The sequence below is a fragment of the Hymenobacter amundsenii genome (assembly GCF_002204745.1).
Classification (GTDB): Bacteria; Bacteroidota; Bacteroidia; order Cytophagales; family Hymenobacteraceae; genus Hymenobacter; species Hymenobacter amundsenii.
In genome coordinates this window covers 1-26,576 of the sequence record NZ_NIRR01000036.1, presented here as the reverse complement: position 1 = coordinate 26,576, position 26,576 = coordinate 1, and the positions used below count along the sequence as shown (strand labels likewise).

Sequence of the window (26,576 nt, the reverse complement as noted above, 5' to 3'; positions counted from 1 at the left end):
TGGAAGGTAAAAGCGGCGATGAAACGCAAAGATGCGTTTCGTCGCCGCTTCTGGCAATTACATCCGCTCGGGCACCGGAATGCCCAGCAGACCCATGCTGGTTTTGATGGCCTGGCCGGTTTGGGCTGAGAGGGCCACGTAGAAGGCGCGGGCAGTCTGGTCGGGCTCAGTGAAGATTTTCACGTCGGTGTAGAAGCGGTTGTAGGCGCGGGCCAGGTCGTAGGCGTACTGGGCCACCAGGGCCGGCGAGAGGGTGCGGGCGGCTTCGCGCACCACGGCCGGGTAGCGCCCCAGCTCCTGCACCATTTCGCGGGCGGCGACGGGCAGCTGCTCCAGGCCGCTCAGGTCGGCGGTGGAATAGATGCCCATTTCGGCGGCTTTGCGCAAGATGGCGGCAATGCGGGCGTGCGAGTACTGCACGAACGGGCCAGTGTCGCCTTCCAGCTTCACCGACTCCTCGGGGTTGAAGAGCATGCGCTTCTTGGGGTCCACCTTCAGCAGGTAGTACTTGAGCGCGCCCAGGCCCAGCATGTGGTAAAGCTGGCTCAGCTCGTCGTCGGTCAGGCCCTCGGTTTTGCCCTTCTCGAGGGTGGCGGCCTCGGCGGCGGCCACTACGTCGCGCACTAGCTCGTCGGCGTCCACCACGGTACCTTCGCGGGTCTTCATCTTGCCGGTGGGCAAATCCACCATGCCGTAGCTCAGGTGATGGATAGCCTCGGCGTAGGGCTTTTCCAGCTTTTGAAGCGTGGCCTGCAGCACCTGCATGTGGTAGTTCTGCTCGTCGGCGATGACGTAGATGCTGGAATCGTAGTGGAAATCGGCGTATTTGAGCTCGGCCGTGCCCAGGTCCTGGGTCAGGTAGACGCTGGTGCCATCCGAGCGGAGCAGGATTTTCTGGTCGAGTCCTTCCTGGGCCAGATCCACCCAGGTCGAGCCGTCTTCCTTGCGGTAGAACAGGTCGCGGTCGAGGCCTTCCTGCACCCGCTCCTTGCCCAGCAGGTAAGTACCCGACTCATAGTAAAACTTGTCGAAATCGACGCCGATGGCGGCGTAAGTGGCGTTGTGGCCCTCGTACACCCAGCCGTTCATCTGCTTCCAAAGGCTGACCACGGCCTCGTCGCCGGCCTCCCACTGTTGCAGCATCTCGCGGGCCGCCAGCATCAGGGGCGCCTGGGCTTCGGCGGTTTTCTTCTCAACGCCCTCGGCCACCAGCTGGGCCACCTGCTCGCGGTAGTGCTTCTCGAACAGCACGTAGTACTTGCCCACCAGATGGTCGCCCTTGATGCCGTCGCTCGCGGGCGTTTCGGCGTGGCCGAACCGCTGGTAGCCCAGCATCGACTTACAGATATGGATGCCCCGGTCGTTGACCAAGTTCACCTTCGATACCGTGGCGCCGGTGGCTTTCAGGATTTCGGCCACCGAGTAGCCCAGGAAGTTGTTGCGCAAGTGGCCCAGGTGCAACGGCTTGTTGGTGTTAGGCGACGAGTACTCGACCACCACGTTTTGCGGGCCACCGGTTTCCACGGGAGCATCGGCCGGCCGCTGGCGCAACTCCTCGAACACCCGCAGCCATTCGGCATCGGCCACTTCCAGGTTCAAAAAGCCCTTCACCACGTTGAAGCCTCTTACAACGGGCTCGTTCGCCATTAGCCATTCGCCCAGGGCCTGCCCGATTTGCTCGGGGCCCTTGCCCAGCGTTTTGGTGAACGGGAACGTGACGAGCGTAAACTGACCGGCAAAATCCTTGCGGGTGGCTTGCAGGCTCAACTGGTCGGCGGGCACCTCGGCCCCAAATACGTTCTGGATGGCCGCGCCAAGGGCGGTTTTGAGGGTCTGTTCGAGTTGTTGCACGGAAGTCGGGTACTGAAGGGGGCGCTGCCCCGCCAAAGGCGGGCGGCACCGGGAACAAGGAGCGCAGGCGGACTACCATAACGGCTTCGGCCCACCCAATCGACGGAAAATCCGCCGGCTCGCAAAGGTAGAAACCCCGGCCGGATGCCCCGCTATTTTTTGCGGGTGGCGGCTCCGCGCCGGGCAGGTCTGGTTCGCGTCCACTCCTTCCCCTACCGCGGCAAATACACCGTGAACGTCGAGCCCTTATCGAGGCGGCTTTTCACCTCCACGCGCCCCCCGGCGTTTTCCACCATTTTCTTCACCATGTAAAGCCCCACGCCCGAGCCCTCCACATGGTCGTGCAGGCGCTGGAACATCGAAAATAGCTTGCGGTCTTCGCGCAGGTCGAGGCCCAGGCCATTGTCGCGCACCTGCAGGGCGATAAAGCCATCGGCCGCCGCGCGGCAGCGAATGCGGACTTGGCAGGGCCGGTCGGGCGAGCGGTACTTGAAGGCGTTGCTAAGCAGGTTGAAGATCACCGAACGCAGGTTTTTTTGGGCCAGCGTTACCGTAGGACAGTCCGCCACGTCGACTTCCAACTGGCCCCCGGCGGCTTGGATGAGGGGTTGCAAATCGAGGCACACATCCTCGATAAGCGGAGCTAAATCTACGGCCACGCGGGGGAGGGCCTGCTCCTTCTGCAGCTTCGAAACGTCGGTCAGGTGGTCGATGGTGCGCTTGAAACGATCCACCGAATCCTGCATCATGAGCAGCACGGGGCTCACCTCGCCGGGGCGGCAGTCGGGGGGCAGCTCCTGGCGCAGGGTTTCGAGCAGCCCTTCGAGGTTGGTAATGGGGGCCCGCAGGTCGTGGGAGGCAGTATAGATGAAGTTATCGAGGTCGACGTTGACGCGGGTGAGCTGCTGGTTGTTTTCGCGCAGCTCGTGCTGGGCCTGGTCGATGCGCTCCAGCGCCAGCTTGTGCTCATGGATGTCGGTGTAGGTGCCAATCCACTGCCCGATGGTACCCGCGTCGGTACGCGAGGGACGGGCCCGGGCCAGCATCCAGCGGTAGGAACCCTGCCAGTTACGGATGCGGCACTCGGCCTCCAGGGGCATGCCGGTGTTTAAGCTCTGCTGCCACAGGCGCATGGTGGGCATCAGGTCGGCGGGGTGCAGAAAGGTGAGCAGCGCCCGCTGGCTGAAGGAGCCGGCCACAGGTTGCCCGGTGTAGTCGTACCAGCGGCGGTTGAGATAGATGAGGCGGCCCTTCGCATCGGCGGCCCAGGCCACGTGCGGAATACCTTCGAGAATGCGGCTGGTTTCGGCCGCAGCCTGCACCTGGGCCCGCAACTCTTCCTGCTGGCGTTCGAGCAGCGCGTTCTGGGCGGCCACCCGGGCCCGGATGGTGCTGATTTCGCGCCGGGCCGATACGTCGGTGGCAATAACAGCCAGCACTCTGGTTTCACCGAATTGCAGCACGTTCAGGGCCAGCGCAAAGGGTCGGAGCCGGCCTGATTCGTCGCGGAGCGGCATTTCCCCTTTACTTTTGCCAGCCCAGCCGGCGCCCACCAGTTCGTCCCAGTAGGCGCGGAACTCGACGGGCACAAACTGGTTGAACGAGGCGCCCATGATGGCGCCGAGCGGGGCTTCGAGCAGGCCCGCCAGACAGGCGTTGCAGTAGAGCACAGTAGCATCGTGGCCCAGCAGCAGGGCCCCCTCGTTCATCTGCTCAATCAGCGTGCGGTAGCTCTGGTCGGCTCCTTCAAGCGTAAAAACCCGGGGGCCGTCGGGCCCCTGCACGGCCAGCGCGTCCACGGTGCCGGTGCGGATGGCCGTCAGCAGCTCCTCAGCTTCCTGTAGCTGCGCGCGCAGCTCCTCGTTCTCAAGGGCCAGGGCGGCAATGGATGGCGGGGCAGACTCGGGCTTCATAAGGCGTTGTTGATGCTTGGCATAATGGTACGCAATACTGGGCAGGGGAACGGCCGAAGTACCTGTGCCACAGGGTTGTGGCTATGGTTGAGCTTACTTCTACGGCAGAAATGCTTGGCTCCGCTCAGGATGGAGTTCTTTTTACCAATACCAACCATTACCCATGTATTCAACTGGCTATTAGGCTTCCAGGCCCAGCAGGCGCAGCACCCGCGGGCGGTCCGACAAGTCGCCGACCAGCCAGCGGATGAGCCCCGGACGCTTTTTTACCAGCGTGGGCGCGGCAATGATCTGGGCCTGCTGGGCCAGCTCGGGCTGCTGATAAATGTCGATAATCAGCAGCTCGTAGCGCCCGGCCAGGTACCGTTCGCAGATGTCTTTGAGGTTGCGCACGGCCCGCGTGGAGTTGGGCGTGGCACCGGTAATGTAGAGCTCCAGCACATACTCGGGGGCAGGGGTTGTATCGGCGGGCAGCAAGTCGTCCATGAGCAGCGCGCTTAGTAGGCGTCGAGGGCCCGCAGATCGAGGCCCACCAGCACGCGCTCGTGGTTCGAGAGGTCACCGATAACCTTGCGGATGGGCGAGGGCACCTTGCGCACCAGCGTCGGGATGGCCAGAATCTGGTCTCCTTCAGCCAGCTGCGGGTTCAGCAGCAGATCCACCACTTCGAGCCGGTAGCGGCCCTTCAGGTGCTCCTCGCAGTACTTTTTCAGGTTGGCCAGGGCCGTCACCGATTTCACCGTCTGGCCAGCTACATACAGGCGCAATTCCCACATTTCCTCGTCCATGGTTGCTCTGCTTGAATACCCGGCGGCGGCGTTAGTCTGGAGCGGTAACACTCCGCACTTCCCCTCGCGGGTTGTGTTAATTTGGATTGATTGATGGACTGCGCCGGGCCCCGGGAGGGGCCGGCTCCTCAACGTACGGGCTACTCCGCCGAACCGTTGGGGCCAGCAGCCGGACGGGTCGAAAAATTTTGTCCCAGCTGCCGGCGGTCTTGGCGCAGGGTCAGCTGGCGCTCCTCCTCCTCCGACATCACCCGGCGCAGCTCCTCCTCCACCGACTCAAACTCGGTGCGCAGGTTGGCAATGGTGGCTTCCAGCACCCGACGTTTGCGCTCCAGCTCCCGGTCGCGGCGCTCCGTTTCCTGCTGGTCGGCCAGCGCCTGGGCTTGCTCCTGCATGCCCTGGGCGAGGCGGCTGGCCCCAGTGATAATGCCCGCCGGACCCACCAGCACATCGAGCAGCCGGATACCCTGGGCCGTGACCACGAACTCGCGCACCTGGTTGGAATGGGCCATGCCCCGGGCCTTCAGGATACTCACGCCCCGGTTACGCTCGCCTATCCCCTCCAGGTCGCGCACGTGAATCCAGACGTCAACGAGCGAGGAGATTCCGTCTTCTCCCATTTCTTGGCCGTGGCTGCTGCCAATTAAGGCGGTAAACAGGGCCGTAATGCCTTCCACCTTCAGAAAATCAACCAGCCGGGTGAGCATACTGCTCACCTCCGAGATGCTGCCCACCGATACGAGGTTGCTGATGGGGTCGATAACCACGCTTTGGGGCTTAAACCGGCCGATAAGCTTGTGGACCGTCACCAAATGGCGCTCCAGCCCGCTGATAGTGGGGCGGCTGGCTTCAATCAGCAACTGGCCGCTTTCTACAAACGGTGCCAAGTCGAGGCCCACCGAGGCCATGTTGCGCAGCAGCTGGGCCGGCGACTCTTCGAAGGCGAAAATCAGGCACCGCTCGCCCCGGCGGCAGGCTTCGAGGGCGAAGGCCGCGCCGAGCGTGGTTTTGGCTGTGCCCGCCGTGCCCGTTACCAGTACGCTGCTACCCCGGTACAGGCCACCACGCATGAACATGGCATCGAGGTCGGCCACGCCGGTCGAAACGATTTCATTGGACACCGAGTGCTCCAGCTTGAGCGACGTAACGGGCAGCACCGAAATCCCTTCTTCGGTGATGATGTAGGGATACTCGTTGGTGCCGTGGGTGCTGCCGCGGTACTTCACAATGCGCAGGCGACGGGTCGTAATCTGGTCAATCACGCGGTTATCGAGCAGGATTACGCAGTCCGACACGTACTCCTCCAGGCCCTGGCGCGTGAGCGTACCATCACCCCGCTCCGCCGTGATGACGGTGGTCACGCCCTTGTCTTTGAGCCAGCGGAACAGCCGCCGGATTTCGGAGCGCAGCACGGCTTCGTTCGGGAAACCCGAAAACAGCGACTCGATGGTATCGAGCACCACCCGCTTGGCCCCGATGGTATCGATGGCATAGCCCAGCCGGATAAAGAGGCCTTCGAGGTCGTACTCGCCGGCTTCATCAATTTCCGAGCGGTCGACATGTACGTGGTCGAGGCGCAGCTTTTTATCGGTTTGCAGCTGGACCAGATCGAAGCCCAGCGAGGCTACGTTGGCGGTCAGTTCGGCGGCCGTTTCCTCGAACGTCATGAGCACACCCGGCTCGTCGTAGTCGAGGATGCCGCGCACCAGAAACTCTACGCCGAGCAGCGTTTTACCGCAGCCCGCGCTGCCGCATACCAGCGTGGGCCGGCCCTGAGGCAGGCCGCCTTCCGTTATTTCATCGAGGCCGTCAATTCCGGTAAGGGCTTTGGGCAACTGGGATAGCACGGCAATACGGGGAAGCGGGCTTCGGGACATAAGAGGCAGTTTGTCGCAAGATAGACTGAATGCGTGACTCGGTGAATGAGTGAAAAGAACGGGTCACGCATTCACCGAGTTACGCATTTACCGCTATCGGCTCACTACTTCGTCCATACGCAGGCGGTTCTGGATGGCGTCGGTGGCGGCTTCCAGGATGTCGAAGGCGTTCTGGGCCATGGTGTTTTCCGAGTCGAGGGTCGGGTTGATTTCCACCATCTCAAAGCACACCACCCGGTCGTTTTCGAGCAGCGCGCGGCACAGGCTAATGGCTTCCTCCACGTTAAGGCCTTCCTCCACGGGCGTGCCGGTGCCCTTGCTGAAGCGCGAATCCAGCGAGTCCACATCAAACGAAATGTACACCAGGTCGCAGAAGCGGAGGCGCTCGTAGATTTCGCGGGCCACCTGGCGGGTGCCCTTGTCCTTGACTTCGTCGAGCTTGTAGTTTTTGATGCCCAGGCGCTCAATAATAGCGTTTTCCTCGGCTTCTGTGTCGCGCACAACCACGTACACGAGGTGCTCGGGAGTGAGTTTGGGGCCGGGTTCGCCCAGGTCCTGGAGGCGCTGCCAGAAAAACTCGGTTTCCGGCTCGGGCTGGTTGCGCTGGCACTGGCGGTTATCGTCGCCGAGACTGATGGACAGCGGCATGCCGTGCACGTTGCCCGAGGGCGTGGTGTAGGGCGAGTGAATGTCGGCGTGGGCATCGACCCACACCACGCCCAGCGTTTTGTGGGGGTAGGCAGCCTTGATGCCGGCAATGGTGGCGGCGGCCGAACTATGGTCGCCGGCCAGCACGAGCGGGAATTCCCCCAGGCGCAGGGTTTGCTCTACGGTGCCGGCAATGGCCTTCTGCACCGTATAAATAGAATCGATGTGCCGGGCGTTCGGGAAATGATTCCGGTCGAAGAGCACGTGGTTCAGATCGGGCACCTGAACCGAGTTGAACCGTCGGAAGTAATCGGAGCCCTTATTCAGGCAAGCTACTTTCAGGGCGTCGATGCCCATACTGGCGCCCCGGGTTCCGGCCCCGAGTTCGGAGCGGACTTCCACAAGCTTAATGCGTCGCATACTACATTGGCAGAAAAGAGGTTAGAGTGGTTAGTAGGAGATGTGAGGGGTGAGAGGTGAGAGGTGAGATGATGTTTAGGGCTATTCAAACCCAATCATCTCACTTCTCCCTTCTCATTTCTCACCTCTACCTATTCAATGCTTGCCGATTGAGCGGGTGGGAACTCCCCTCAGGCTTGACGCGCACAGACCCTCCGGCGCCACCAACGAACAAAGCACAACCAAAACCCCGCGAGCGGGGTATCTTTGCGGATGCAAGTTCGCAAAGTTGATTGTCAGTTGCTAGTTATCGGTTGGCAGTAACCAGAACAATACTGGCCACCGACAACTAGCAACTGACAACCAACAGCTAACAACTGACCTTTTACCCCTCAATGGATACCTACCACGACCTCATCTCGCAGACGTTTGACTTCCCGACCGACGAGTTTACGGTCGAAAACAACGAGCTGCGCTTCGAAGGCATTGATCTGATGGCCCTCGTGAAAAAGCACGGTACGCCGCTACGCCTCGCTTACCTGCCCAAAATCAGCTCCCAGATTCAGCGGGCCCAGGCCTGGTTCGCCCGCGGCATCGAGCAGACCGGCTATCGGGGCAAGTATTCCTACGCCTACTGCACCAAGGCCTCGCACTTCAGCTTCGTGGTGGAGGAAGCCCTCAAGAACGACGTGCATATCGAAACCTCGTCGTGGTTCGATACCAACATCATCCGGGCCATGCACGCCAAGGGCCGCGTGAAGAAGGACACGTTCATCATCTGCAACGGCTTCAAAACCGAGGAGTACAAGCACGAAATCACCCGCCTCATCAACGACGGCTTCGTGAACTGCATGCCCATCCTCGACTCGCCCAATGAGGTGGATTACTACCACGATAACGTGCGCGAAAAGTGCCGCGTGGGCATGCGCCTGGCCTCCGACGAGGAGCCGCGCTTCCAGTTCTACACCTCCCGCCTGGGCATTCGGTATTCCGATTCGGTGGCGCTCTACGAGAGTAAAATCAAGGACGACCCGCGCTTCGAGCTCTCGATGCTGCACTACTTCATCAACACCGGCATCAAGGACACGAGCTACTACTGGTCGGAGCTGAGCCGGTTTGTGCACCAGTACTGCGAGCTGCGCAAGGTCTGCCCCACGCTCACTACCCTCGACATCGGCGGCGGCCTGCCCATCCAAACTTCCATTCAGAAGGAGTACGATTACCCCTACATGATTGAGGAAGTACTGCGCACCATCAAGCGCATCTGCGACGAGGAAGGCGTGCCGGAGCCGGATATTTTCACCGAGTTCGGCATCTTCACGGTCGGCGAGTCGGGGGCGACCATCTATTCAATTCTGGATGAGAAGCTCCAGAATGATAAGGAGCTCTGGTACATGATTGACGGCTCGTTCATCACGAACCTGCCCGATACCTGGGCCCTGAACCAGCGCTTCATCATGCTGGCCCTCAACGGCTGGGACAAGCGCTACAAGAAAATCCAGCTCGGCGGCCTCACCTGCGACTCGCAGGATTACTACAACGCCGAAAAGCACATCTACCAAGTGTTCCTGCCCGAGCGCAAGCCCGCCACCGATAAGGAGCCGCTTTACGTGGGCTTCTTCCACACGGGTGCTTACCAGGAAAGCCTCTCGGGCTACGGCGGCGTAAAGCACTGCCTGATTCCGGCTCCCAAAATCGTGATTCTCGACCGCGACGCCGACGGCACGCTCACCGACCGCGTGTTTGCCGAGGAGCAAACCGGCGAGTCGATGCTGCGCATTCTGGGCTATGAGGTGTAAGCAAATATTGAAATAATTCAAAAATAACCAAATCAAGCAATTACTTTTTTCCGCCTGAAAAGTGGGTGCTCCGGCCGGGGTACCCGCTTTTCGGGTAAATAAGGTTTCCTTGCGCTTTAAGGGGAGCAATTGAGTTGCAAGGTGTTGCCGGACACGTTACCTTTACGCCCTCCATGTACCGCGGGCCCGGCCCCTCACTTTTTTTACCCGTATGAAAAAATTACTACTTCTCGCTTGCGTGGCCGCCTGCGGCCTGGGCTCGTGCAACAAGAAAGCCCAGTGCCCAGCCTACAGCAGCACCAAAGACGCCAACCGCATGTCGTCGCCCATTATGGCCCAGGCCACACCAGCTACCGCCCAGCAATAGATTTTCCCGGTTTCGGCCGCTACCCGAAAGGCTTCTCCGCTACCAGTGGGGAAGCCTTTTTGAGCTTGCGGCGCATCGGCTACAGAGGTGGAATAATTTTTGGAGTGCTGAATCGTTAGGCAGTCAACCGGCTTTTCGGTTGCCAGACTTGCCCTTTTCGCTCACCCCATCCCCCTCTTCTCTGCCCATGAAAAAGCTTCTGCTATTTGGTGCTTTACTTTCGTTGGGAGCTGTTTCTTGCCGCAGCCATTGCCCAACCTACACGGCCACCAAGCCCGCACCGCGCCAGGCGACGGCCCTAACGGCGCCGCCCGCCGTACTGCCGACGCCAGCGCCGCAACGTCGGCCCCAACCCGGCAATAAGCTACCCGCATCATTTTTCCGGCCGCCGGTTTCGTTACCCACGAAGCCGGGCGCCGGTGCCGTTACGCGCGGCCGGAATATTGGTAGCCAGAATCAGGTCGGTGGCGGCTCGTAGGTCGGCCACGTGGGGCTGGTAGCCGTCGGCTTCATCGGGGCCAACCAGAATGCCGCGCACCCCGGCCTTGTCGCCGGCAGCAATATCGCGGAGCCGGTCGCCGACCAGCCAACAATGGGCCGCATCGAGGCGGAAGCGGGCCAGGGCCTGCTCCAGCATCAGCGAATCGGGCTTGCGGCGCAACGTTTCCGACACGCTCGGATGCCCTGGGGCGAAGTAAAGCGCGTCGAGCAGGCCGCCCGTGGCCGCCTGCAGCTTGGCGTGGCAGGCCTGCACATCGGCGGCCGAGTACAGCCCCTTGGCAATGCCGGCTTGGTTGGTGATGACGATGAGGTAGTAGCCGGCCGCTTTGAGGCGGGCCAGGCTCTCGGGTACGCCCGCGGCCACCACGAATTTCGCCGGCTCCCACACGTAAGTACCCATTTCGTGGTTGAGCACCCCGTCGCGGTCCAGAAATACGGCTTTGTTCACGTGTAACAGTGGTGAAAAGTGTTGATGACCGGGCAAAGATACGGCCATCCGGAGCGGAGCGAAGGAGCCGATAAGAAAGGAACCTGCTGGCGATTCTTCTGTTGAGTACCGTCATCCCAGGTGCTTCGCGCCGCTCCGGATGACCGTATCTTTGCTCCTACCTTTCCCAATCACACGACAGAAAATGGCTATTGCAATCATCGGCGGCGGTATTTCGGGCCTTACGCTGGCCTGGGGCCTGCAACGGGCGGGGCTCGACTACGACCTGTTCGAGGCGTCGGCCCGGCCCGGTGGCACCATCCGCTCGGAGCAGCACGGCGACTACCTGCTCGAAATCGGCCCCAACTCTTTGCAGCTGTCCGAGGAGTTGGCCGCGCTGGTGAACGAGTTGGGTCTCACCAGTCAGCTCGAAGATGCCGCCGCCGTGAGCCAGAACCGCTACGTACTGCGCGGCGGCGCCTACCAGCAGCTACCCGCCTCGCCGCCCGGTTTGCTGACTGGCAAGTTCTTCAGCCTGGCCGGCCGCTGGAACATTGTGCGCGAACTATTCCGCAAGGCCGAACCCACGAACGAGCACGAAACGCTGAGCGAGTTTTTCGGCCGGCGCTTCGGTCCCGAAGTAGTGGAATACGCCCTCAACCCGTTCATTTCGGGTATTTATGCCGGCGACCCCACGAAGCTGCTGCTGCACAAAACCTTTCCGCAGCTGGCAGCCCTGGAGCAGCAGCACGGCTCGGTGCTGCGCGGGCTGATGAAGACGAAGAACGCCGCCGGCCGCCGCCGCATCGTGTCGCTGGCTGGGGGCCTGCAAACGCTGCCCAACGCCCTGGCCGCGAAGCTGCGCCGCGCCCACTTTGGCCAGGCCGTTACGCGCTTGCACCGCCACGCTACCGATGGCCGCTGGGAAATCGATACCACCGCCGGGCCCGCCCCGCGCCTCTACCAGCAGGTGGTGCTGGCGCTGCCCACCTACGCCGCTGCCCCGCTGCTGGCCGAGCAATTTCCGGCGCAGGCCGACGCCCTGGCCGCCGTGTATTACCCGCCCATGGCCGCCATCTACACTGCCTACCCGCGCGCCGATGTGGGCCACCCGCTCGATGGCTTCGGGGCCCTGCACCCCAAGGCCGAACAGCCATACGCCGCCGGCAGCATCTGGACCAGCTCCATTTTTCCGGGGCGCGCCCGGCCGGGCAGGTGCTGTTTACCACCTTCGTGGGTGGCAGCCAGTATGAGCCCCAGGCCCGTGAGCCCGCCAGCGACCAGCTAGCGGCAGTGCATGCCGAACTGAGCCGCTTCTACGGCCTACGAGCCGGGGCCGCCCCCGCCTGGCAGCACCGCTACTATTGGGAGCGGGCCATACCGCAATTCGATGCCCGCATCGGGCCGGCCCACGCCGCCGCCGACACCCTGCAAGCCCAGGGCCTGTTTGCCACGGCCAACTGGCGGGCCGGCGTGGGCGTGCCCGACTGCGTGCGCCACGCCCGGCAGCTGGCTGCCACCCTGGCCACTGGCCGGTAGATATGCGGGCGATACCGGAGGCGGGCAACCCGAACGGGTATTACCGCATCTTTTCGTTGTAATTGCCCTGGTTTCGGGGGTCCGGCCAGCCGTTGTTTCGGTACTCGCTCAAAATTCTACCTTTGCAGCAATGACTGACGGCCTTGTCTTAATACCGACCTACAACGAGCGGGAAAACGTGGAGCTCATCATCCGCAAGGTTTTCTCGCTGCCGCAAGCCTTCGACGTGCTCATCATTGATGATGGCTCGCCCGATGGCACGGCTGATATTGTGCGGCGGCTGATGGCCGAGTTCGGTGACCGACTATTCCTAGAGGAGCGCAAGGGCAAGCTGGGCCTGGGTACGGCTTACCTGCACGGCTTCCGCTGGGCCCTCGACCGGGGCTACGAGTACGTATTTGAGATGGACGCCGACTTCTCCCACAACCCCGAGGACCTGATGCGCCTCTATGACGCCTGCGCCCACCAGGGCTACGACCTGGCCATCGGCTCGCGCTACATCCAGGGCGTGAACGTCGTGAACTGGCCCATGAACCGGGTCCTGATGTCGTACTTCGCTTCGGCTTACGTGCGCTTCATCACCCGCATGCCCATCATGGACGCTACTGCTGGCTTCAAATGCTACACGGCCCGGGTGCTGCGGGCCATTCCGCGCGAGCAAATCCGGTTTGTAGGCTACGCCTTCCAGATTGAGATGAAATGGCTGGCATATAAGTACGGTTTTCGCCTCACGGAAGTGCCTATTATCTTTACCGACCGCACCCGGGGCACCTCTAAAATGAGCAAGGGCATCTTCAAGGAGGCCTTTTTTGGAGTGTTGCAAATGAAGCTCAGCAGCCTGTTTAAGCGATTCGAGCTGCCCGACGCGGCGGCCAATCCCACTCGCCCGCCCGGCGGCACGCTGGCCACTGCCGGGGCCGGCCCTACCAGCCCAACCTCGCGCTAGGCCGCGCCGGAGAGGCCCGGTACCGTTTAGCGGCCACCGCGTATCTTGCCGGTAATGGATAACTCCCCCTTATTCTGGGTCGGCTTCAACCTGTTTGTGCTGGCCCTGCTGCTGCTCGACCTGCTGGTTTTCAACCGCCGCGACCACGTGGTGAGTATGCGCGAAGCCCTGGGCTGGAGCGCCTTCTGGATAGCCCTGTCGCTGAGCTTCAACTACCTGATATACCAGTGGCTGGGCAAGGCAGCCGCGATGGAGTTTCTCACTGGCTACCTCATCGAAAAATCGCTGAGTGTGGACAACCTGTTTGTGTTCCTACTCATCTTCAGCTACTTCAAAGTCCCCCCGCAATACCAGCACAAAATCCTGTTCTGGGGTATTCTGGGGGCGCTGGTGCTGCGGGCAATCTTTATTCTGGTGGGGGCGGCGTTGCTGGCCAAGTTTCACTTCCTCATGTACGTGCTCGGGGCATTTCTCGTGTATACAGGCATCAAGATGGCCACCGCCGGCGCCGAGCCCGATATCGACCCCGACAGCAACCCGGTCGTTAAGTTTCTGAGCCGCCACCTGCCCATCACCAGCCAACTGCACGGGAGTAAGTTCTTCGTTCGCAAAGACGGTCTTCTCTTCGCCACTCCCCTGCTGGTAGTGCTGGTCATGGTAGAAACTACCGACGTGGTATTTGCCGCCGACTCCATCCCCGCCATCTTGGCCGTGTCGCGCGACACGTTCATTGTGTACACCAGCAACGTGTTTGCCCTGCTGGGGCTGCGGGCGCTTTATTTCGCCCTCGAAGGCCTCATGCGTCTGTTCCACTACCTGCACTATGGGTTAGCCCTCATTCTGGTGTTCATTGGCGGCAAGCTGCTGGTCGAAAGCTTTATCCACATCTCCATGGCCGTTTCACTGGGCGCGGTCGGCCTCATCTTAGTAGCTTCCGTAGTGCTGTCGTTGCTGTTTCCGAAGCCGGAGGAGGAAGCCGCGAGTGAGTGAGTGAGTGAGTGAGTGAGTGAGTGAGTACGGGTGCTGGCATTGCGAGTAGCACGACAGAATTCATGCTTTGCGTAGCACCAGACTTCCAGTAAACACAAAGCCCCTGACGTGCGCACGTCAGGGGCTTTGTGTTTACTGGCGACCAAGCATTTTTGGCTGCGTGAAGACGAATTTCGTCGTGCAACTCACAATAGTAGCACTCTCACTCAGTCTTTTTCTCGCTTACGGCTTAGGAGGGGTAGTCGTGGTTGGGGGAACTTCCTGGCTGGGAGGAACGCCACCACCGAGCAGGTCGAGCAGATCGATAGGATCGTTGAATTTGGTGGAGTCGGCGCGTAGCAGCATCAAGGTGGAATCGACCACGGGACGAGGGATAAAATCCATGGCCCGCAGCCCACGGCCGCTGAAGCTCACGCCACCCACACTCTGAGCCTGTTCCGTCGTGATGAAGCCGCGCCGGGCCATGAGCTGGGCAATCAGGCGCTGGAAATAGCGGGCCGAGCCGCGCATTTCGCCGTACTGGTTGAAGCCTGCCCGGTAACGCTTCGGACTCGGAATAATGCTGGCTAGGAACAGGCTTTCCGACAGATTCAGGTTGGCCGGCGGCTTATTGAAGTAGAACTCGGCCGCCTCATGAACGCCGTAAATTTTGGGCCCCCACTCAATAATGTTGAGGTACACTTCCAGCATCCGCTGCTTGCTGGCCAGCCGGGTATTCTCGATAATCCAGACAATAAGTGCCTCTTCGGCCTTGCGCACGATGGTTTTCTTGCGGGTCAGGAACACGTTTTTCACCAGCTGCATCGAGAGCGTGCTGCCGCCCCGGGCGAAGCGCCGCTCCTTGAGGTTCTGGATGGCCGACTTCACAAAGGCCTTTTCCATAAAGCCCCGGTGGGTCAGGAAGCGCGGGTCCTCGGCCGTCATGATGGCGTACTTGAGTTCGTCGGCCACTTGGTTGTAGGGCGTAAACTCGGGGTTTTCGGGGCCGACGGCGAAGGTTTTCACCGAGTCGCCTTTGTCGTTATAAGCCGTGTAGCGGAACGACTGGTTGAGCTTGTTGAGGTTTTCGCGCCCGAACTGCGTGATGCGGAACTTGGTGGCCCGCAAGCCCGAGTCGAATTCCAGGCTGTCAAGCTGGTTCATGTCGAGGGCTGCGTGCAGCTTATAGCGGAGCGAGCCTTCGGCCCGGGTGCCTTCCAGGCTCTCGAACATACCCTCGGGCAGCGCGTCGAAGAAATCGTTGGCCGGCGTTTCGGCCGATTCCACGTCGAGCTTCACCACCAACCCGGCTAGCAGCTGGCTGCGGCTGGTGAGGCCGTTGATGTTCTTGCCTACCACCCGCTCGGGTACCGGCCGGCGGCGCACGCTCAGCCGCGGAAACAGCTCCATGCGGTTGAGCAGTACCCGCGTCCCCTTGTCGAGCGCGAAGGAAGCCTGCCCCAGTCGGGTCACAAAGTCGATGCCCGCGCGCGGAAACCGCACATCCTGGTCGGATAGTTTGGGGTGATTGACGATGAAGTTCACCGCCGAAGCCGTGCCCTTGAGCGTCAGCTCGTCGCGGCTCAGGTCTTTGTCGGTGAGGGCTACGCGGATGGTATCGAACTGCACCCGGGCCCCGTAGCGGCGCTGCACGTAGGGTAGCACCACCGGCCGCTTGTCGAGGCCGAACACCTGCGCATCCACCTCGTAGTCGCCCGCGTCGATATGGCCAACGATGCCCACCCGATTCTGCACCGAGTCGATGAGGGCAGTCATCTCCCCCGAAATTTCGCCGCTTTCAATAGCCAAACGTGGCATCACGAGGCGGGCCTGGTGGCGGGGGCCATCGTAGGTGATGAGAAAGTCGCGAAAATCGGCCTCACCGGGCACATTGTCGAAGGCGGCTTCGAGCAGCTGGTTGGCCAGCAGGCCGTAGTTGGTGCCCTTGGTGGTATCGCGGGGCACGGCGGGCGCGTTCTTATCCTTCTTATAGAGGAAAGAGTAGTTGTCGCGTGCATCGCTCACCTTGCGGGCGGTCAGGCGGGCCTTGTCGATTTCGAGGTTGCTGAACACCGGCCGGCCGGCAAACAGGCTGCGCACGCTCAGCGAGGCGCGCACGGTCTGGGCCCGCAGCAGCGTGTCGGTGAGCGAGGCTTCGGCGGTGGGCACTAGGCTGATGCCATCGAGCTGCACCGTGTTGAGGTCGGTGAACCGGGCCGGACCGAAGGTGAGCGTAACGGGAAACTTGCGCTCCACTTTCCCTTTTACCTTCTCCAGGGCTATTTCGAGCAGTTGCTGGCGCTTAGCCAGGAACACGCCGAGGCCCACTGCGAGCAGCACCACCAGGATGCCCAGGCCGAAGCCGATTTTTTTCTTGGTTGCTGAAGTCACGCGTACAAATCGGGGGAGAAAAACGAAGCCGGAGCCGAGCGAAGCCAGATTCGGGCCAAACTCGTCGCCGGGCCCTAGCCGCTTCGGCCGCAAAGGTAAACAAAAAGGCCCGCGCCCCGAATTGGCTCGCCCGCTGGCTTGCGCTACCTTTGGCACCATACCAACAGGCTGATAGGAGCCGCTGAAACTCACCTGCTAGCCAGTTGAAGCTAGTACGAAGCCGAGTTCTGCTACCCTGCTCCATCAGCTCATCCATTCCTAGCCCGCTGCCGATGTACGCCGACCTCACGCCCCTTACCGCCGTTTCCCCCCTCGATGGCCGCTACCGCCGCCAAACGGCTCCGCTGGCCGCCTATTTTTCCGAGCTGGCCCTGATTCGCTACCGGGTGCTGGTGGAAGTGGAGTACTTTATTGCGCTGGCAGAACTGCCGCTACCCCAGCTAGTGAGCGTTGATAAAGCCGTTTTTGAACCGTTACGGGCCATTTACACCGGCTTCACTACCGCCGACGCCGAGGCTGTAAAGGCCCACGAGCAGGTAACCAACCACGACGTGAAGGCGGTGGAATATTTCCTGCGGGATAAGTTTGCGGCCTTGGGGCTGGGGCAGTACCTGGAGTTCATTCACTTCGGCCTCACCTCGCAGGATATCAACAACACGGCCATTCCGCTCAGCCTCCAGCATGCGCTGATTCATGCGCTGCTGCCCGCCTACGCCGCCGTGCGCAACCAGCTGGCCGCCCGCGCCCAGGATTGGGCCGCCGTGCCCATGCTGGCCCGCACTCACGGTCAGCCGGCCTCGCCCACCCGCCTGGGCAAAGAAATAGCGGTGTTCGTGGCCCGGCTCGATGCCCAGGTAGAGCTGCTGGCCCAGGTGCCCTTCGGAGCCAAGTTTGGCGGGGCTACCGGCAACTTCAACGCCCACTACGTAGCCTACCCCGGCACCGACTGGCACGCCTTCGGCCAGCAGTTCGTGGAAGGCCGGTTAGGCCTCAAGCGCAGCCACCCCACCACCCAAATCGAGCACTACGACCACCTGGCTGCCCTCTGCGACGGCCTCAAGCGGATTAACACCATCCTCATCGACCTGGCCCGCGACGTGTGGCAGTACATTTCGTTGGGCTACTTCCGCCAGACAGTGAAGGCCGGCGAGGTAGGCTCCTCGGCTATGCCCCACAAGGTGAACCCCATCGATTTCGAAAACGCCGAGGGTAACCTGGGCCTAGCCAACGCCGTGCTCGAACACCTGGCGGCCAAGCTGCCCATTTCGCGGCTCCAGCGCGACCTCACCGACTCGACGGTACTGCGCAACCTCGGAGTGCCCCTGGGCCACGCCCTCATTGCCCTCACCGCCTTGCAACGCGGCCTCGGCAAGCTGGCCCTCGACGAAGCCGCCCTCGACCGCGACCTGGAAGCCAACTGGGCCGTGGTGGCCGAGGCGCTGCAAACCATCCTGCGCCGCGAAAACTATCCCGACCCCTACAACGCCCTCAAAGCCCTTACTCGCACCGGCACCGCCATTTCCCAGGCCACCATCCGCGAGTTCGTGGACGGCCTCGACGTGAGCGAATCGGTGAAGCAGGAGCTACGCGCCATTACGCCCCAGAACTACGTGGGGGTGTAGGACGGCGGGGCAGCGGCGCAAGGTTGACACCTCTGCCCCGCCGTATTTCAACCAGAACTTTGCTTACCAACTCACGGCTATGCTATGCTTATTCGCTTCTTGTTTGGGGCGTTTCTCTGGCTGCTAGCCATCCCGGTGGGCGCTACCGCGGCACCGGCGGCTTTATCGGGTACCGCCCGCGTCAGCCTGCTCACGTGCGCGCCCGGCCCCGAAATGTACGCCCTGTTTGGTCATTCGGCCCTGCGCATTACCGACCCGGCCCGGGAGCTGGACCGGGTGTACAACTACGGTACCTTCGATTTCCAAACGCCAAATTTCTACTGGCGTTTTCTGCGCGGCGATTTACGCTACTTCCTGTCGGCTACCTCTTCCGATCGGTTCCAGTTGGCTTACCAGCAGGAAAACCGCACGCTATCCGAACAAGTCCTGGACCTGGACCCCACTGAAGCGCAACGCATCTACCACCGCCTGGAAACGACGCTCCACTCGCCGGCCAGGTACTACCGGTATCAGTTCTTCGCTGATAACTGTACGACGCGCCTCTTCGAGTTAATTAGCACCAGCCTCACCGCGCCGGCACGAGTAGATTCATCTTATGCCGCACCCGCGCCCACTTACCGGCAGTTGCTGGCTCCCTACCTGGCTCCGGCTCCGTGGGTAAAGCTGGGCATGAACCTGGGCCTGGGTTGGCCAGCTGACCAGTCCACCACGTTCCGGCAGCGGCTATTCCTGCCCACCGAGTTGGCAGATGCCCTGGCCCGAATGACCCGTCGGCAGCGCCCCTTCGTTAGTCAAGCGCATCCGCTCTTCGTAGCCACGCAACCAGCCGCCACCAATCCAGTTGGTTTCCCGCCGGCCTTGTGCTTTCTGGTGATAGGGGCCACCTCGCTGTTGGCGTATCGGCTACCGGCTCGTTTCGCCGGGCCCAGCCGCATCATGCGGCGCGGGTTGTTCGTCGTGGTTGGGTTAGTGGGGTGCGTGTTGCTCGGCCTAAGCTGGTTTTCCCTGCACGCGCCCACCCACAGTAATTACCAGTTGCTGTGGCTGCTGCCCACTCACTTGGTCCTCGGATTTGCGCGCCCAAATCCCCGGTGGCAGTTGTACACCACTATTTCCTTGGTGCTTTTGGTGTTGAGCAGCTTATTGGGCACCACAATTTACTACGCGCAGCTGCTCCCGGAAGTTGGGCTATTACTGACGCTGCTATTTGCCCAGCTAGTCATCTTCAGGCGTCAATGTCGCCTAGTATAGGCCTTGCGCGTGGCCAGATCAGCGGTAGTGCGCAGACCACTAGGTGGCGCTTGTCGCGCACTCCTCGGAGGCATAGGCAGCTCGCGACAGCCCAAGCCACGCGCCTGAATAAACGCTGGCCTACACTACCAATTCCTTCCAGCCTGCTACTTTTACCGGCTCATCTCCGCGGCGAAGAGCTTCCACTTCGTTCCAGACGCTCATCCTCCAAGCCTCCACCAGCATGCTCAACGGCATCACCGTTCATCCCGACTGCCGCCACTTCCGGGGCGATATTCCCTGCCGCCCCAACAAGGAGCACGGCTACCAGTGTGCCGGCTGCCCGGTGTACGCACCTATCCAGCAGCGCATTCTTATCATTAAGCTCGGGGCCATCGGCGACGTTATCCGTACCACGCCGTTGCTGCGGCGGCTGCGCCAGGAGTACCCCAACAGTAAAATCACCTGGCTCACGCTCACCCCCGCCATTCTGCCCCAGGGCCAGATTGACGAGGTGCTAAAGCTGGATTTGCCCAGCGTGCTACACCTGCAACAGCGCGAGTTCGACCTACTCTTCAACCTTGACAAAGACAAGGAGGCCTGCGCCATGCTGGACAGCATTCGGGCCACCCAGAAGTTCGGTTACCAGCTGCACCCCCGCCACGGCGTGGCTTGGCCGGTCGGCGAACTGGCCAACCACAAGTACCTGACGGGCGTGTTCGACGAGCTCAGCCAGCAGAACCAGAAGCCCTACGTGCAGGAAATATTTGAACTCTGCGGCTACGAGTTCCGGGGCGAAGAATACGTGTTCGACACCCACGAGGACCAGGGCTACGACTGGAGCCAACTGCCCACCAGCCACCCCCGCATCGGCCTCAACACTGGCTGCGGCGACCGGTGGACGACGCGCCTGTGGAGCGACGAGAAGTGGATCACCCTCATTGGCCAGCTTCAGCAGGCCGGCTACGCCCCCGTGCTGCTGGGCGGCGCGGCCGAGGACGAGCGCAACCAACGCCTGCACGCCGCCACCGGCGCGGCCTACCTGGGCACCTTCCCCCTGCCCCAGTTCATCAACCTCATGCACCAAATGGATGGCATCGTGACGCAGGTAACCATGGCCATGCACATCAGCATCGCCCTGCGCAAGCCCACCATCCTGATGAACAACATCTTCAACCCCTACGAATTCGACCTTTACGGTCGTGGCCAGATCGTGCAACCGAATAAGCAGTGCGTCTGCTTCTACCGCGGCACCTGCAAGCTGGGAGGCCCGGGCTGCATGGAGGAGTTGCCAGCGGAAAAGGTATTTGAGGCGGTGCGAGCGAGCGTGGCTATATCTTAAGGCTATTCAGCCTAAAAGGATTTTTTTAGCTTTTTGTAAAGCCTCAATCAACACGTCGAATTCTACCCCCTTACCGTTCGCGTGTGTATCCAGTAACTCTACCATCACTGCATTACTTCCTTTATCTTGGTTGATCAAGGCCACTTGTTGCCCGTTGATAATTACGTAGGCAACCAACTCCTCGTAGTCAACTGGACTGCCAATATCGATTCGATACTTCATATCTAAGAAACGCTTTTTTGAATTAGCCCGCCACTTCCTTCAGCGCGGCCACCATCACCTCCCACGAAAACTCACGCTTCTTCGCCTCCACGCCGGCCATAAATTCAGCCTCCCGCTGCTGCTCGTAGAAATCAACCAGCGCGTCGGCAATGGCTTGAGGACTGGGCGGTACCACGTAGCCTACTTCACCATCAGGAATCAGCTCAGCCAATCCACCCACGTCGGTCACCAGCATGGGGCGGCCGAAGTGGTAGGCAATCTGCGAGACGCCGCTTTGGGTTGCGTTCTTATAAGGCTGCACCACGATGTCGGCGGCGCAGAAGTAATCCACTACTTTCTCGTTAGGAATGAAGTCGGTGGCCCTCACTAGGCGGCTTTCCAGGCTATGCTGCTTGATGAGAACCTCATAAGGCGCGGCGTCCTCGTAGTATTCGCCCGCGATAATGAGCTTGAGGGGCAGCGCGGCCAGGCGCTCGTCGGCGAAGGCTTCGAGCAGAATATCCAGCCCCTTGTAGGCGCGGATGAAGCCAAAGAACAACAGGTAGCCAAACGCGGGGTCGAGGCCCAGGGCCGCCAAAGCAGCGGCTTTGGGCTTGGCGGGGCCAAAGTTGTCGTAGAGCGGGTGGGGGCGGTAGAGGGCAGGCTGATTGAAGTGCAGGCGGCGCAGATCGGCCAGCACGGCCCGGCTCATGGTCACGAAGCCGTGGCAGGCACTGAGGAAGTAGCGCGTGAGCGGCCGGTCGCCGGGGCGCTTTTCGTGCGGAATCACGTTGTCGGTGATGGCCACTACGCGGGTGTGGCCGTTGCGGGCGGCGAGCCGGGCCACCGTACCCAGTGCCGGCCCCATAAACGGCAGCCAAAACCGGAAAATCACCAGATCGGGCCGCTCCCGGCGCAGTTGCTGCCCCACCTTCCACCACGAAAGCGGATTCACCGAATTCAGACTGACGTCGATATTCAGATCGGCAGGGCCTGATTCGGTGCTGAACTGGGTCTGGCCGGGAAACAGGAAATTGGGGTACTGCAACGAAAACGTCACGAGGCGCACTTCGTCGCCCGCCTGTTGGAAAGCCCGGGCCAACCGCTCGTTGTAAGTGGCCAGGCCGCCCCGCAGCGGGTACGCCGGCCCGATGATGACGACGCGCATGTATTACTTCAAGTTAAGTCGCTCCTTCACCAAGTAGTCGTTGCGGTTGTCGCCGTTAAGCTGAATCATTTCAGCCAGAAAACCGGCCAGAAATAACTGTACACCCACAATAACCGCTGCTAGCGCCAGGAAAAACAGCGGTTGGGCCGTCACGTCGCGGGTAGGCAGGTTCTGCCACGAGTGCCACACCTTATCGACCACCAGCCCCAGCGTAATCAGCATGCCGAGCAGAAACGAAACCGACCCCATGGCCCCGAAAAAGTGCATCGGCCGCCGCCGGAACCGGCTCACGAACGTGATGCTCATCAGATCGAGGAAGCCGTACACGAACCGCTCCAGCCCAAACTTGGTGGTGCCGTACTTGCGCTCCTGGTGTTGCACCACCTTCTCACCGATGCGTCGGAAACCGGCCCACTTGGCAATAACGGGGATGTAGCGGTGCATTTCGCCGTACACCTCAATGCTTTTCACCACCCGACTATCGTAGGCCTTCAGGCCGCAGTTGAAATCGTGCAGCGGAATACCCGAAATCCAGCGCGTAACACCGTTAAAGAGTTTGGTGGGCAGGGTTTTGCTGAGCGGGTCGAAGCGCTTTTTCTTCCAGCCGCTCACCAGGTCAAGGCCATCCTGCGTCACCATGCGGTATAAATCCGGCAACTCCTCGGGCGAGTCCTGCAAATCGGCGTCCATGGTGCACACCACCCGGCCCGTCGTTTCCTTAAAGCCCACGTTCAGGGCCGCCGACTTGCCGTAGTTGCGGTTGAAGCGGATGCCGCGCAGGTGGATATCGGTGGCGGCTAGCTCTTCGATTACGTCCCAAGAGTCGTCGGTCGAGCCGTCGTCGATGAGGATAACTTCATAGGTGAGCCCGTGCTCAGCCAACACGCGGTGAATCCAGCGCGTGAGCTCGGGCAACGACTCGGCTTCGTTGAGCAGCGGAATGACGATGGACAGCTCCACCGGGTAATGCTGCGAAAGGCGCTTACTCAAACTCGGGACGGTTGTTTTTGGTGAAAGCGGCAATAACCAGAGCCAGCAGGAAGCCAAAGAATGCCGTAGCCAGAATTCCCCACACAATACTGATGGGACCGTTCGGCATCATCTTGGTCGTGATTGCCATAGCTTGCTCAATCTGCTCATCGCTCAAGCCATCCGTTTCCAGCTTGGTGCGGGCTGCTTCAAGGGTGCGCTGAGTATATTCCGCATCGACGAAGTTGACGTAGATGTACCGGAATATGCTGCTCAGAGTCCCAATAATTGCTCCCATAATAGTGGCTATACCCAAACCCTGGCCATAGCTCATGAAGCCCCCGTTGTTCTGTTTAAAGTATTTATGAGCCAGCACAATGCCCACAATCAGAATACCGAACGTGACAAATCCTAGAAGAGGATTCTGCTCCAGGCCCGTCGCCATCAGAATCAGGGAGTAGATAACCGTGACGATACCGACTAACAGTCCGTAGCGAATAGCAACGGAAGCAGGCGTAACAGCGGGCGTAGTAGTGTTTTCCATAGTACAAACAGGTTGGTGAAGGTTGGTTGATGGCGGGAAGGTATATTATTTCCGCAAAAACACCCCACCTGGCAGGCTGATGAGCACTCCAAAGAACAGTTTCTTAAAGAACTCATCCTGGGCAAACCCAGCCGGCGTTCGGGCCAGATTGCGCAACGTAGCCTCGTACTGCTGCAAGCCATTGGCTTCTTTCAAGTACAGCGCCTTCGTATTTTCCAGCAACAGCCGGGCTTCGGCCAGATGCTGCTCAATTAGCCCTGGCCCCGTTAGCCGCGCAAACAGATACAGCGTTGCCGCCGCTATCAGGGCCACAACTAGTGTCGTGAGCATCCCCGTTCCAATCGATTTCCAGAGCCCCGGCCCCTCGGGCTGATAATAGCGCCGCAACAGTACTTGGCTGGCAATAGCGGCAATAGGCGGAAAGAAGTCAGCCAACGTACGTTTGGGGCCATACGGATTATTGTCGCTGACATATAGAAACAGCACCCAGACGAAGCACAGAGCCCCGGTTATGGCTCCGCAAAGTACGGCAGTACGTAAAACGGGACTCGGGGTAGCGGTAGTTGGTTTCAAGGCAGGAAGCGAATGGGGCGGCAAGATACTAGTTGGCCTTACAAGTGGCCCAACTGCCACCGCCGCGAAGCAGCGCACACCGAATTTTTATCCAATCGGCCAAACCACCCGGCGTTTATCATGTAACCCCAGAAACCTGATTTGAGCGCGGTTTTTACGTCGCGACAACGGGCTGAGGAGCGGGGCGGCGGTTCCAGCGCAATAACAAAGCTTCCAGTAACAGGCAGGCTAGCGCCCCCCAGATGCAGTAACGCCACAGCGGCACTCCCACCCGGGTGGCCTTGTAACGAGCTGCCGCCGTCTGGCCGCCGCTGGTTTCATACACCTGCACGTTGGGCCGGTTGGGACCGATAAGCTGGCGCAAATCTGCCACCGAATAGCTGCGCAAGTCCGATTCGCGCTTATCAAAATTGAAGGCGAGGGTTGCAACAGCTTTGCCGGCCTGTTGCAGGTCATAGAAGCCTGGCTGTCGTAGACCCGGCGGAATTTCCAGCCGTAACGTATTGCCCTGCCGCCGATGCACCGGAATGAAGACGGAGCTATCCTGCACCAACTGATACACTGCCTCCGGCCCGGCCGCTGCGGCCTGCGCCAATCGTAAGCTCACGGCGTTTTGGTTGAGGCGGTAGGCTAGCTGCTGTTCCTGCCGATAGCTCTGCATAGCCAGCTTATAGAGCACCGGCACAAACAGCGGGTGCTGAGTGAAGTCGGAGTACGGAGCGCTGAACGGAGCCGAAAAAACGTACACCATGCCCGCCCCGCTGGAGAAACCCGCCAAGTAGCTTTCTCCATCCCGCATCCGTAGAACTTCGGTACCCGTACGCGCCCAGCGCAATACTGGGGCGGCTTTAGGCATCCCGGCCCGAGGACTAACGCCCGCAAATACGTCCTGAAAAAAAGGGTTGCGCGTGTTGGGCATAGCCACCTCCTGCAGCACCGGACCAGCCGGCGGCACCGTCTGCCACTGCGCCGGCCCTAACCCGAGTTCCCGAAACAACTGCCCATATGATTCGTGACTGCTAACAGACATAGAGGGCACCACTACCAGCGTGGCTCCCTGCTGTACCGCCCGTCGCAAGTTCTCACGCAGGCCCGCTGGTACTACTGGCGCTTCGCGTAGCACCAGCAGGTTGCTTTCAGCCAGCTTACGATAGTCAGCCGTCTGCACGCCGGAGTGCTCGTAAGCAAATAATGGTTCGTTGCTGTAAAGGCGACCCAGTTGCTCTGCAGCGGATACTTCTACCACTTTTATGCGAGCGGCAGGTTGCAGCGTGAAATAATACGAGTTGTCAAAGTCAACAGGGAAGTCATCAACCTCCACCCGGCACGACTGCACCTGTTGGCCCGTCAGCCGCACCCGGACTTGCGTGGTAACTGTCTGCTGGGCTGGCACCGTCGCCTGGAAAATAGCGGCTTGGCGTGGGCCGATGAACATCTTAGCCTGGCAGTTCTCGGCAGGCAACTGTCCTCCGTTTTTTAGGCGGATATGTAACGTCAGATCTACATCAGCCCGTACGAAACCGTCGTCCAGCCACACGCTGTCCACATACACATTGGCAGCAGGTTTGGCCACCGTCGGTACTAGAAACACCCGTTGTGTCGTGTCAAGCTGTTGCAAGTCGCGGGCCGTTAGCTCGCCTCGTTGAAAGTCAGAGAAGACAAACAACGGACCTTGACCCAATGTGCGGTACTGTTGCCGTTGTCCCAATGCTCGCCCCAATTCCCCAGCCTGCCCACTCACCTGTACCTGCTCCACTGCACTCCGAAAAGCTGATTCGCTTAACGGCTCGCGCACACCCGGCGAGAGGCCAAAGCGGGCCGCAGCCGGAAAGGCAAGTGGTAAATCAGCAGCCTGCTCAATAGCCTGCTCCAATACTGATTGGTCATTAGCTCCCAATTGGCGCATGCTAGGTGAGTCATCCAGCACAACCTGCACTATGCTACCAGTAACGGCTTGTTCAGGAGCTGGGATAAAGGGTTGCGCGAACAGCAATACTAGGAAAACCACCAGCCCAATGCGGGCCGCTAGTACCAGCAGATGCTTAAGCTTGCGTTGCCGGGCCGTTACTAGCTTCACCTCCCGAATGAACTCCACGTTAGAGAACAACAGCCGCTGAGGTTTCCGCAACTCGAATAAATGGATGGCAATGGGTATGGCTACAGCCAGCAACCCTAGTAAAAACCACGGATACGTAAATACCATGCAGGACAAGGAGTAAGATCGTGAAGATAACCACAAAAAAGCCCGCGTAACTCATTACACTGCCAACAGAGTTGGGAATCCAATTTGGGTAAACGGAAAAAGCCAGTGAGAATATCTTTATAGAATATTCTCACTGGCTTTAATCTTTCGACGCAGCTTAATACATGTCTCCTGGTTCCCCTGGCACTGGGGCGGGCATCAACGCAAGTCGCCCCGCGCATCCGGCTCCCCAAGTGGGGACGCTGGACGCCGCGGGGCGACTTGTAGATAAGGTTGGCGGCGACCGACTCTCCCACCGGTGAAGGCAGT

23 protein-coding genes are annotated in these 26,576 nt (G+C 60.5%); 9 read left to right on the top strand and 14 right to left on the bottom strand.

Annotation, left to right across the window (positions count from 1 at the left end; translation table 11 throughout):
• Positions 1-57: 57 nt before the first annotated feature.
• The 6 genes from argS to CDA63_RS16575 form a co-directional block, all read right to left on the bottom strand.
• Positions 58-1,851, bottom strand: a complete 1,794-nt coding sequence (gene argS, locus CDA63_RS16600) for an arginine--tRNA ligase (RefSeq protein WP_088465585.1) — start codon at positions 1,849-1,851, stop codon at positions 58-60.
• Between the two features lie 212 nt (positions 1,852-2,063).
• Positions 2,064-3,764, bottom strand: a complete 1,701-nt coding sequence (locus tag CDA63_RS16595; protein ID WP_088465584.1) for an ATP-binding protein — start codon at positions 3,762-3,764, stop codon at positions 2,064-2,066.
• Between the two features lie 180 nt (positions 3,765-3,944).
• Positions 3,945-4,250, bottom strand: a complete 306-nt coding sequence (locus tag CDA63_RS16590; RefSeq protein WP_088465583.1) for a circadian clock KaiB family protein — start codon at positions 4,248-4,250, stop codon at positions 3,945-3,947.
• 11 nt (positions 4,251-4,261) lie between these two features.
• The gene (locus CDA63_RS16585; protein ID WP_088465582.1) at positions 4,262-4,552 is read right to left on the bottom strand and encodes a circadian clock KaiB family protein; all 291 of its coding nucleotides are present in this window, start codon (positions 4,550-4,552) and stop codon (positions 4,262-4,264) included.
• 140 nt (positions 4,553-4,692) lie between these two features.
• Positions 4,693-6,429, bottom strand: coding sequence for a circadian clock protein KaiC (kaiC, locus tag CDA63_RS16580; protein ID WP_088465581.1), 1,737 nt, complete (start codon positions 6,427-6,429; stop codon positions 4,693-4,695).
• Between the two features lie 93 nt (positions 6,430-6,522).
• The gene (locus CDA63_RS16575; protein ID WP_088465580.1) at positions 6,523-7,497 is read right to left on the bottom strand and encodes an arginase; all 975 of its coding nucleotides are present in this window, start codon (positions 7,495-7,497) and stop codon (positions 6,523-6,525) included.
• Between the two features lie 374 nt (positions 7,498-7,871).
• Here CDA63_RS16575 and CDA63_RS16570 point away from each other — a divergent pair, with 374 nt between their 5' ends.
• On the top strand, positions 7,872-9,275 hold the full coding sequence (locus CDA63_RS16570; RefSeq protein ID WP_088465579.1) for a type III PLP-dependent enzyme domain-containing protein: 1,404 nt from the start codon (positions 7,872-7,874) through the stop codon (positions 9,273-9,275).
• Between the two features lie 211 nt (positions 9,276-9,486).
• On the top strand, positions 9,487-9,642 hold the full coding sequence (locus CDA63_RS20945; protein ID WP_165768353.1) for a hypothetical protein: 156 nt from the start codon (positions 9,487-9,489) through the stop codon (positions 9,640-9,642).
• Positions 9,643-10,039: 397 nt separating this feature from the next.
• On the opposite strand, the gene CDA63_RS16565 is transcribed toward CDA63_RS20945, so the two are convergent.
• Entirely contained in the window at positions 10,040-10,591 is a 552-nt protein-coding gene (locus CDA63_RS16565; protein ID WP_088465578.1) for a D-glycero-alpha-D-manno-heptose-1,7-bisphosphate 7-phosphatase, read from the bottom strand.
• 184 nt (positions 10,592-10,775) lie between these two features.
• On the opposite strand from CDA63_RS16565, the gene hemG reads away from it, so the two are divergent.
• The 4 genes from hemG to CDA63_RS16545 all read left to right on the top strand — a co-directional run bounded on the left by hemG (position 10,776) and on the right by CDA63_RS16545 (position 14,045).
• On the top strand, positions 10,776-11,858 hold the full coding sequence (hemG, locus tag CDA63_RS16560; RefSeq protein ID WP_165768352.1) for a protoporphyrinogen oxidase: 1,083 nt from the start codon (positions 10,776-10,778) through the stop codon (positions 11,856-11,858).
• Positions 11,786-12,109 carry a hypothetical protein gene (locus CDA63_RS16555; RefSeq protein ID WP_126546908.1) on the top strand — a complete coding sequence of 108 codons (324 nt, stop codon included), beginning with the start codon at positions 11,786-11,788 and terminating at the stop codon, positions 12,107-12,109. The genes hemG and CDA63_RS16555 overlap by 73 nt, the downstream gene beginning before the upstream one ends.
• 130 nt (positions 12,110-12,239) lie before the next feature.
• Entirely contained in the window at positions 12,240-13,055 is an 816-nt protein-coding gene (locus tag CDA63_RS16550; protein WP_088465575.1) for a polyprenol monophosphomannose synthase, read from the top strand.
• A 54-nt stretch (positions 13,056-13,109) separates the two neighbouring features.
• Positions 13,110-14,045, top strand: coding sequence for a TerC family protein (locus CDA63_RS16545; RefSeq protein WP_088465574.1), 936 nt, complete (start codon positions 13,110-13,112; stop codon positions 14,043-14,045).
• Positions 14,046-14,267: 222 nt separating this feature from the next.
• Here CDA63_RS16545 and CDA63_RS16540 read toward each other — a convergent pair whose 3' ends face one another.
• The gene (locus CDA63_RS16540) at positions 14,268-16,415 is read right to left on the bottom strand and encodes a biosynthetic peptidoglycan transglycosylase (protein ID WP_165768351.1); all 2,148 of its coding nucleotides are present in this window, start codon (positions 16,413-16,415) and stop codon (positions 14,268-14,270) included.
• Between the two features lie 272 nt (positions 16,416-16,687).
• Between CDA63_RS16540 and purB the strand changes: the two genes are divergently transcribed.
• The 3 genes from purB to CDA63_RS16525 all read left to right on the top strand — a co-directional run bounded on the left by purB (position 16,688) and on the right by CDA63_RS16525 (position 20,609).
• A complete protein-coding gene (purB, locus tag CDA63_RS16535; RefSeq protein WP_088465572.1) occupies positions 16,688-18,037 on the top strand; it encodes an adenylosuccinate lyase in 1,350 nt (449 codons plus the stop codon).
• A gap of 84 nt (positions 18,038-18,121) precedes the next feature.
• A complete protein-coding gene (locus CDA63_RS16530) occupies positions 18,122-19,288 on the top strand; it encodes a lipoprotein N-acyltransferase Lnb domain-containing protein (protein WP_088465571.1) in 1,167 nt (388 codons plus the stop codon).
• A 223-nt stretch (positions 19,289-19,511) separates the two neighbouring features.
• Entirely contained in the window at positions 19,512-20,609 is a 1,098-nt protein-coding gene (locus CDA63_RS16525; protein WP_088465570.1) for a glycosyltransferase family 9 protein, read from the top strand.
• Positions 20,610-20,615: 6 nt separating this feature from the next.
• Here CDA63_RS16525 and CDA63_RS16520 read toward each other — a convergent pair whose 3' ends face one another.
• The 6 genes from CDA63_RS16520 to CDA63_RS16495 all read right to left on the bottom strand — a co-directional run bounded on the left by CDA63_RS16520 (position 20,616) and on the right by CDA63_RS16495 (position 26,267).
• Positions 20,616-20,831, bottom strand: coding sequence for a hypothetical protein (locus CDA63_RS16520; protein WP_088465569.1), 216 nt, complete (start codon positions 20,829-20,831; stop codon positions 20,616-20,618).
• 22 nt (positions 20,832-20,853) lie between these two features.
• Entirely contained in the window at positions 20,854-21,978 is a 1,125-nt protein-coding gene (locus CDA63_RS16515) for a glycosyltransferase (RefSeq protein WP_088465568.1), read from the bottom strand.
• A gap of 3 nt (positions 21,979-21,981) precedes the next feature.
• Complete coding sequence (locus CDA63_RS16510; protein WP_088465567.1) at positions 21,982-22,968, bottom strand: glycosyltransferase family 2 protein; 987 nt, start codon at positions 22,966-22,968, stop codon at positions 21,982-21,984.
• The gene (locus CDA63_RS16505; protein WP_088465566.1) at positions 22,961-23,491 is read right to left on the bottom strand and encodes a DUF4199 domain-containing protein; all 531 of its coding nucleotides are present in this window, start codon (positions 23,489-23,491) and stop codon (positions 22,961-22,963) included. The genes CDA63_RS16510 and CDA63_RS16505 overlap by 8 nt, the downstream gene beginning before the upstream one ends.
• A 45-nt stretch (positions 23,492-23,536) precedes the next feature.
• Positions 23,537-24,124: a DUF4199 domain-containing protein gene (locus CDA63_RS16500; protein ID WP_262490671.1), complete on the bottom strand. Its 588-nt coding sequence runs from the start codon at positions 24,122-24,124 to the stop codon at positions 23,537-23,539.
• A gap of 94 nt (positions 24,125-24,218) precedes the next feature.
• Positions 24,219-26,267, bottom strand: a complete 2,049-nt coding sequence (locus CDA63_RS16495; RefSeq protein WP_088465564.1) for a BatA domain-containing protein — start codon at positions 26,265-26,267, stop codon at positions 24,219-24,221.
• Positions 26,268-26,576: the final 309 nt, after the last annotated feature.